Source organism: Streptomyces sp. SID1328 (assembly GCF_009865595.1).
Classification (GTDB): Bacteria; Actinomycetota; Actinomycetes; order Streptomycetales; family Streptomycetaceae; genus Streptomyces; species Streptomyces griseoluteus.
In genome coordinates this window covers 1-7881 of sequence record NZ_WWKH01000709.1, presented here as the reverse complement: position 1 = coordinate 7881, position 7881 = coordinate 1, and the positions used below count along the sequence as shown (strand labels likewise).

At 71.7% G+C, this 7881-nt stretch carries 7 protein-coding genes and 1 pseudogene; 5 read left to right on the top strand and 3 right to left on the bottom strand.

Features of this window, described 5'->3' with window-relative positions; genetic code table 11:
* Nucleotides 1-147 precede the first annotated feature (147 nt).
* The 3 genes from GT030_RS22830 to GT030_RS22820 form a co-directional block, all read right to left on the bottom strand.
* A complete protein-coding gene (locus GT030_RS22830; protein WP_161202689.1) occupies nt 148-1530 on the bottom strand; it encodes a ferredoxin reductase family protein in 1383 nt (460 codons plus the stop codon).
* Nucleotides 1531-1618: 88 nt separating this feature from the next.
* Entirely contained in the window at nt 1619-2314 is a 696-nt protein-coding gene (locus GT030_RS22825; protein ID WP_161202688.1) for a L,D-transpeptidase family protein, read from the bottom strand.
* Nucleotides 2315-2317: 3 nt separating this feature from the next.
* Entirely contained in the window at nt 2318-2905 is a 588-nt protein-coding gene (locus tag GT030_RS22820; protein WP_161202687.1) for a pyridoxamine 5'-phosphate oxidase family protein, read from the bottom strand.
* A 91-nt stretch (nt 2906-2996) separates the two neighbouring features.
* Here GT030_RS22820 and GT030_RS22815 point away from each other — a divergent pair, with 91 nt between their 5' ends.
* The 5 genes and pseudogenes from GT030_RS22815 to GT030_RS22795 form a co-directional block, all read left to right on the top strand.
* Nucleotides 2997-4190, top strand: a complete 1194-nt coding sequence (locus GT030_RS22815; protein ID WP_346009719.1) for an argininosuccinate synthase — start codon at nt 2997-2999, stop codon at nt 4188-4190.
* Nucleotides 4191-4283: 93 nt separating this feature from the next.
* Entirely contained in the window at nt 4284-5714 is a 1431-nt protein-coding gene (argH, locus tag GT030_RS22810; RefSeq protein ID WP_161202685.1) for an argininosuccinate lyase, read from the top strand.
* A gap of 61 nt (nt 5715-5775) precedes the next feature.
* Nucleotides 5776-6746: pseudogene (locus tag GT030_RS22805) on the top strand (aldo/keto reductase).
* 54 nt (nt 6747-6800) lie between these two features.
* Nucleotides 6801-7352 carry a TetR/AcrR family transcriptional regulator gene (locus tag GT030_RS22800; RefSeq protein WP_161202684.1) on the top strand — a complete coding sequence of 184 codons (552 nt, stop codon included), beginning with the start codon at nt 6801-6803 and terminating at the stop codon, nt 7350-7352.
* A partial coding sequence (locus GT030_RS22795; protein ID WP_161202683.1) for an MFS transporter occupies nt 7349-7881 on the top strand: 533 nt, incomplete at its 3' end. The genes GT030_RS22800 and GT030_RS22795, both read left to right, overlap by 4 nt.

Genomic DNA, 7881 nt, shown 5'->3' with positions numbered 1-7881 from the left:
ACGCCGGCGGGGCGGCCGCCGAGGCCGACGCCGGGTCGGACGCGGGCTTCAGCGACAGCAGCAGCACGACACCGGACACGGTGGCCGCGGTGGCCAGCATCACGCGACGGATGGGGTGGCTCTTCCTCATGGCTTCTGGAGCTCCGCTCACATCTCGAACGACTCGTGATGGATGCGCCGGGCGGGTACCCCCGCGCCGCGCAGTGCCTCGTACACCGCCTGCGCGAAGCCGGGCGGCCCGCACATGAAGACGTCGTGGCGGTCGATGTCGGGCATCTTGCGGCGGAGGTTCTCCGCCGAGATGTCCGGCCGCTCGCCCTCCGGGCTGTTCACCGCGTACATCAGCCGGGCGCCCCGCTCCTCGGCGATCGCGGCCAGCTCGTCCCACAGGGCGAGGTCCTGCGTGGTGTTGGCCCGGTACAGCAGGGTGATGTCACCGGAGGCGCCCGGCAGCGTCTCGAACAGCGCGCGCATCGGCGTGATCCCGACCCCGCCCGCCACCAGCAGCACCTTGCCCCGGCTGCGGCGCTGCGCGGTGAGCGCCCCGTACGGGCCCTCCGCCCACACGCGTGTGCCCGGCTCCAGTTCGCGCAGCCGCGCGCTGTGGTCGCCGATCGCCTTCACGGTGATCCGCAGCATGCCCGGCCGGGGCGCCGCCGACAGCGAGTACGGGTGCGAGCTGAACCGCATCCCCGGCGCCAGGAACCGCCAGCGGAAGAACTGGCCCGCCTCCGCGCCCATCCGGTGCAGCTTCCGCCCGGAGATCAGCACCGACACGATGCCCGGCGACTCCTCGATCACCGCCTCCACCCGCATCCGGTGCCGCAGGTTCAGCCGGACCGGCACGATGACCCGGTACCACAGCACCAGCGCGGTCACCACGCCGTACAGCACGTACCAGAAGGTCTTCGCCATCGGCTCGACCGCGAAGTCGTTGCCGGTGGTGATCTGGTGCCAGAAGGTCAGGAACACCGCCGCGTAGGTCAGCAGGTGCACGTGGTACCAGGTGTCGTACGGCAGCCTGCGCCGGACCGCGCCGACGGAGGAGAGCCCGATGACCACGAACAGGCCGGTGCCGATGGCCGCCTTGCCCATGTCGGGGAGCTGGTTCACCGAGTCGACGGTCTGCTGGACGATGTCGCCGAGCGTCTTGCCCGCCTGGAGGGCGTATCCCCACATGATGAGGAAGACGTGCGCCAGGACCAGGCTCAGCGTGTAGCGGCCGCTCATCGCGTGCCAGCGGGCCACCCGGTCCGAGCCGACCCGCCGCTCCAGCGCCGGTACGCGCGCCATCTGCAGCACGACCAGTGCCATCAGGTACCCGGCCAGCAGCCCGGTGATCCGCCCGGCGTTCAGGACCCGGCCGGCGTTGTCGGCGATCGAGGGGGTGTTGTGCCACCAGAGCCACAGCACGGCCGCCGCGCCCGCCCACACCGCGAGCAGCAGCGGGACGGCCGGCGAGCGGCGCGGGCGGATGCGGCGCATCGTCTGGCGGCGGGCGGCACGTCCGCCTGCGAGCGTGGTGGTCACGGTTCCTCCGGGGGACTTGACCCTTGGCCCACACATACGTGCGGTGCGGGCGGAGTGTTCAGCGCCCCGGCGAGCGACCTGGCGGGGGTCAGTGACGGACGAGCGCGGTGGCCCCGCCCTCCGTTCCGATGGCGATGTGCGGGTGCCTGGACGGGTCGGTCCAGCGCAGGATCTCCGCCATGGCGTCGGCGGGTACGGAGACGCAACCGGCCGTCGCCGCCTTGCCGTTGACGTGCAGAAAGATGCCCGCGCCGCGCCCGCGCACCCGGTGGTGGTAGTTGAAGCCGATGACGAGGGCGTGGGCGTACTGGGTGGTGTAGGAGACCAGGTGCTCGGACTCCGAGGCGCGGCAGTCGGCGGGGAGGGGGTCGGCCCAGCGGTTGTAGGCGCGGGAGTCGTTGTCCTGGCACCACCAGGAACTCCCGGTGACCGGGCGGTACCTGACGCGTGTCCCGGCCGGCGCGGCCTCGATGCCGAAGCCGAACGGCAGGTCGTACAGCCCGGCCGGCGTCGTATGGGTGCCCTGCTGCCGTGAGGTGCCCTCCACCAGGCCGCCCGAGCCGAACCGCGCGGGCGCCGTCCCGGCCGCCGTCCACCGCCCGTGCCGCAGGTCCCACCAGGTGAGGGTGCCGGTGCTGGAGCCGGCGTCCGGGGCCTCGGCGGTGATGAGCTGGGTTCCGCCGCCGGTGTCCGCGAGGCGCGCGGGCAAAGGCGTGTCGGCCGGCGTGAGGCCGAGCGCGCAGCAGGAGGCGGAGACGAGGGCGGTGACCAGGCGGCGGCGCATGGCTCAGACCGTAGAGGGCGGCAGCGGCAACGGCAGGCCGGGGAGCCCGTCGATGCTCGTCGCGATGTGCTCCTTACCGGTGAAGTAGTCGCTGAGCGAGGCGTCGTCCTCCCTGCTGAACCGCCGCCGGTGCGCATCGCGGTCCTCCTCGTAGACCATGCGGGGCACGGCGTACCCGCACGAGTCCCGCACCAGCTCGGCGTGCACCACGATGATCGCCCGCAGGCCGTGCGGGGCCGGGTCGATGCCGGGGAAGGCGGCCAGCAGGCCGCCGAAGCGCGGGTCGTCGCGGAAGACCGGCTCGCCCCGGCCGTGCACGCGCACGATGTTCGGCGGGCCCTGGAAGGCGCACCACATCAGGGTGATCCGGCCGTTCTCCCGCAGGTGGGCCACGGTCTCCGCGTTGGAGCCCGCGAAGTCGAGGTACGCCACCGTCAGCTCGTCCAGCACGACGAACGAGCCCTTGAGGCCCTTGGGGGAGAGGTTCACCGTGCCGTCGCCGGCCAGGGGCGCGGTCGCCGTGAAGAAGAGGGGCTGCTCCTCGATGAATCTCCGGATCCTGCCGTCGATGCGCTCATATGTCTTTCCCATGCCCGCTGCCTACCCCACCTCCGCGATTGACGAATCATGCGGAGTTCTGCATACTCATGCATATCAGCGAATGCACGTGAGGAGAGAACCCGTGACCGAGCGCGTCGTACTCGCCTACTCAGGCGGACTGGACACCTCCGTCGCCATCGGCTGGATCGCCGAGGAGACGGGCGCCGAGGTCATCGCCGTTGCGGTGGACGTCGGCCAGGGCGGCGAGGACCTGGACGTCATCCGCAAGCGCGCCCTCGCGTGCGGTGCCGTCGAGGCCGAAGTGGCCGACGCCAAGGACGAGTTCGCCGAGGAGTACTGCCTCCCGGCGATCAAGGCGAACGCCCTGTACATGGACCGCTACCCGCTGGTCTCCGCCCTCTCCCGGCCGACGATCGTCAAGCACCTCGTCGCCGCCGCACAGAAGCACGGCGCCACCACGGTCGCCCACGGCTGCACCGGCAAGGGCAACGACCAGGTCCGCTTCGAGGCCGGCATCGTCGCCCTCGCCCCCGACCTGAAGTGCATCGCCCCGGTCCGCGACTACGCGATGACCCGTGACAAGGCGATCGCCTTCTGCGAGGCGAAGAACCTCCCGATCGCCACCACCAAGAAGTCCCCGTACTCCATCGACCAGAACGTCTTCGGACGCGCCGTCGAGACGGGCTTCCTGGAGGACATCTGGAACGCCCCGATCGAGGACATCTACGAGTACACCTCCAACCCGGCCGAGGCCCGCGAGGCCGACGAGGTCGTCATCACCTTCGAGCGCGGCGTGCCGGTCGCCGTCGACGGCCGCCCGGTCACCGTCCTCCAGGCCATCCAGCAGCTCAACGAGCGCGCGGGCGCCCAGGGCATCGGCCGGATCGACATGGTCGAGGACCGCCTCGTCGGCATCAAGTCCCGCGAGGTGTACGAGGCTCCGGGCGCCATCGCCCTGATCACCGCCCACCAGGAGCTGGAGAACGTCACCGTCGAGCGTGAACTCGCCCGCTACAAGCGGCAGGTGGAGCAGCGCTGGGGCGAACTGGTCTACGACGGCCAGTGGTTCTCCCCGCTCAAGCGGGCGCTGGACGGCTTCATCACCGAGGCCAACGAGCACGTCTCCGGCGACGTCCGGATGACCCTGCACGGTGGCCGCGCCGTCGTCACCGGCCGCCGGTCCCAGTCGTCGCTGTACGACTTCAACCTCGCCACCTACGACACCGGCGACACCTTCGACCAGGCCGCGGCCAAGGGCTTCATCGACATCTACAGCCTGTCGTCGAAGATCGCCGCCAAGCGGGACCTCGCGTAGGACTCGTCGTTATCAGTCAGCAGAGGGAAAGCCGCCTCCTCGCCCGCAAGGGTGGGGAGGCGGCGGCACACCACGAGCTCGAGGAGCAACGCAGTGAGCAGCAACAGCGGTGACGTACGGCTCTGGGGCGGCCGTTTCGCCGACGGCCCCGCCGAGGCCCTGGCGAAGCTGTCCGCGTCCGTCCACTTCGACTGGCGGCTCGCCCCCTACGACATCGCCGGCTCCCGCGCCCACGCGCGCGTGCTGCACACGGCGGGCCTGCTCACCGAGGACGAGCTGACCCGGATGCTCGCGGGGCTCGACCAGCTCGAAGCCGACGTGGCCTCGGGCGAGTTCGTGGGCACCATCGCCGACGAGGACGTGCACACCGCGCTGGAGCGCGGTCTGCTGGAGCGGCTCGGCCCCGATCTCGGCGGCAAGCTCCGCGCGGGCCGCTCGCGCAACGACCAGGTCGCCACGCTCTTCCGGATGTACCTGCGCGACCACGCCCGGATCATCGGCGGCCTGATCGCGGACCTCCAGGACGCCCTGGTCGGCCTCGCCGAGGCCCACCCGGACGTGGCGATGCCGGGGCGCACCCACCTCCAGCACGCCCAGCCGGTGCTCTTCGCCCACCATGTGCTGGCCCACGTCCAGTCCCTCGGCCGGGACGCCGAGCGGCTGCGCCAGTGGGACGAGCGCACCGCCGTCTCGCCGTACGGCTCCGGCGCGCTCGCCGGTTCCTCCCTCGGCCTGGACCCCGAGGCGGTCGCGCGTGACCTCGGCTTCGAGCGGGGGAGCGCGGGCAACTCCATCGACGGCACGGCCTCGCGGGACTTCGCCGCGGAGTTCGCCTTCATCACCGCGATGATCGGCATCGACCTCTCGCGGATCGCGGAGGAGATCATCATCTGGAACACGAAGGAGTTCTCCTTCGTCACCCTGCACGACGCGTTCTCCACCGGCTCCTCGATCATGCCGCAGAAGAAGAACCCGGACATCGCGGAGCTGGCGCGCGGCAAGTCCGGCCGGCTGATCGGCAATCTCACGGGCCTGCTGGCCACGCTGAAGGCGCTGCCGCTCGCCTACAACCGGGACCTCCAGGAGGACAAGGAGCCCGTCTTCGACTCCTGCGACCAGCTCGAAGTGCTGCTCCCCGCCTTCACCGGCATGATCGCCACCCTCACCGTCCACAGCGAGCGCATGGAGGAACTGGCCCCGGCCGGCTTCTCCCTCGCCACCGACATCGCCGAGTGGCTCGTCCGCCAGGGCGTCCCGTTCCGCGTCGCCCACGAGGTGGCGGGGGAGTGCGTCAAGGTGGCGGAGTCCGAGAACAAGGAACTCGACGCCCTCACCGACGACCAGTTCGCCAAGATCTCCCCCCACCTCACCCCGGAGGTCCGCACGGTACTGAACGTCAAGGGCGCGCTGGCGTCCCGCAACGGCCGGGGCGGTACGGCGCCGAGCGCGGTGGCGGCACAGCTGGCGGAGGTCAAGGCCGACCTCGCGCGGCAGCACGCCTGGGCCGAGGCCAAGAAGAACTGAACGAAGGGCGTCGCGGGTTAGCTTGGTCGCTGGTTGATCGACCGACCGAACGGAGCCCGCGATGCCCTTCGCCCGCCTCTCCAGCGCAACCACCCCCACCTGCCACCTCGGCCTCGGCCTGGCCGCGGTAGGCCGCCCCGGCTACATCAACCTGAACCGGGCCCGCGACCTGGGGATGACCGGAGCGCCGAAGCGCTGCGCACCCGCACCCACGAACTCCTCGACGCCGCCTACGCCCAAGGCGTCCGCTACTTCGACGCCGCCCGCTCCTACGGCCGCAGCGAGGAGTTCCTCGCGGACTGGCTGAAGGCCCACCCGGAGGCGGACGACGTGGTGGTCGGCAGCAAGTGGGGCTACACCTACACCGCCGACTGGTCCACCAAGGCCGACCGACACGAGGTCAAGGACCACACCCTCCCCGCGTACGACCGGCAGCGCGCCGAAACGGCCGAACTGCTCGGCGACCGGCTGGACCTCTACCAGATCCATTCCCTCACCCCCGACAGCCCCGCCCTCACCGACCGCGCCCTGCACGCCCGCCTCGCCGAAGCGGCCGCAGGCGGTCTCACCATCGGTTTCTCCACCAGCGGCCCCGCCCAGGCCGACACGATCCGGGCCGCCCTGGAGATCACCGTCGACGGCGCTCCCCTCTTCCGCACCGTGCAGTCCACGTACAACGCGCTGGAGACCTCGGCCGGCCCCGCGCTGGCGGAGGCGCACGACGCCGGGCTCACCGTGATCGTCAAGGAGGGCATGGCCAACGGCCGGCTCGCCCCGGAGCACGCGCCGGACGCCCTGCGGGACATCGCCGAGGAGACCGGCCTCGGTGCCGACGCCGTAGCCCTCGCGCTGATCCTCTGCCGGCCCTGGGCCGGTGTGGTCCTGTCCGGCGCCGCGACCGTCCCCCAGCTCGGCTCCAATCTCCACGCCGCCGCCGTCGACCTCACCGACGGCCAGCGCACCCGCCTCGACACCCTCGCGGAGGACCCGCACACCTACTGGGCACGGCGCGGCGAGCTGCCCTGGCACTGAGACCCGTATGCCCATGGTGAGACACTCATGTCTCATCCGAGGTATCCTTGTCTCATGGCCCTCGACCGTGACCACGTGCTGCGCTCCGCCGCCGCCCTGCTGACCCGCAAGTCCACCGCGACCATGGACGAGGTCGCGCGCGCCGCCGGGATCAGCCGTGCCACCCTCCACCGCCACTTCGCCGGCCGCGACGCGCTGGTCCGCGCGCTGGAGGCGCTCGGCATCGCGGAGTGCGAGGCGGCGCTCGACCGCGCCCGGCTGGACGAGGGTCCCGCCGCCGACGCCGTACGCCGTCTGGTCCGCGAGATCCAGCCGGCCGCCGGCCTGCTCGCCTTCCTCTACGGCGAGAACCAGCTCTGGGAGGGCGAGGGGCAGAACACCGGCTGGCTGGGCCTGGACACCCGGATCAGCGCCCTCTTCCAGCGCGGCCAGCGCGACGGCGAGCTCCGTATCGACCTCACCCCCGGCTGGCTCACCGAAGCCTTCTACGGGCTGATCACCTCGTGCGCCTGGGCCGCGGTGGACGGCCGCGTGGCCTCCCGCGACTTCCCCACGATGGTCGCCGAACTGCTGCTCGGCGGCGCGCTGCGCAGGGCGGAATCATGACCAGCACCCTGCGGCAGCCCGTACAGACCGAGACCGAGCTGCGTCCCGGCCGCTGGCTGGCGCTCGCGGTGCTGGTCCTCGCCGTCCTGCTCGTCGCCGTCGACGCCACCGTCCTCGGCCTCGCCACCCCCCACATCAGCGAGGACCTGCACCCCTCCGGCACCCAGCTGCTGTGGATCGGGGACGTCTACTCGTTCGTCATCGCCGGACTGCTCGTCTCCATGGGCAGCCTCGGCGACCGCGTCGGCCGCAAGCGCATCCTGCTGTGCGGCGCGGCCGCGTTCGGCGCTATCTCGGTGCTCAACGCCTACGCGACCACGCCCGGCCTGATGATCCTGGCGCGGGCCCTGCTCGGCGTGGCGGGTGCCACCCTGATGCCCGCGACCCTCGCGCTGATCCGCAACCTCTTCCACGACCCGCGCGAGCGCAGCCTCGCCATCGGCATCTGGGGCGCCACCGCCTCCGCCGGCACGGCCGTCGGCCCGATCGTGGGCGGCTTCCTGCTGGAGCACTTCTGGTGGGGCTCGGT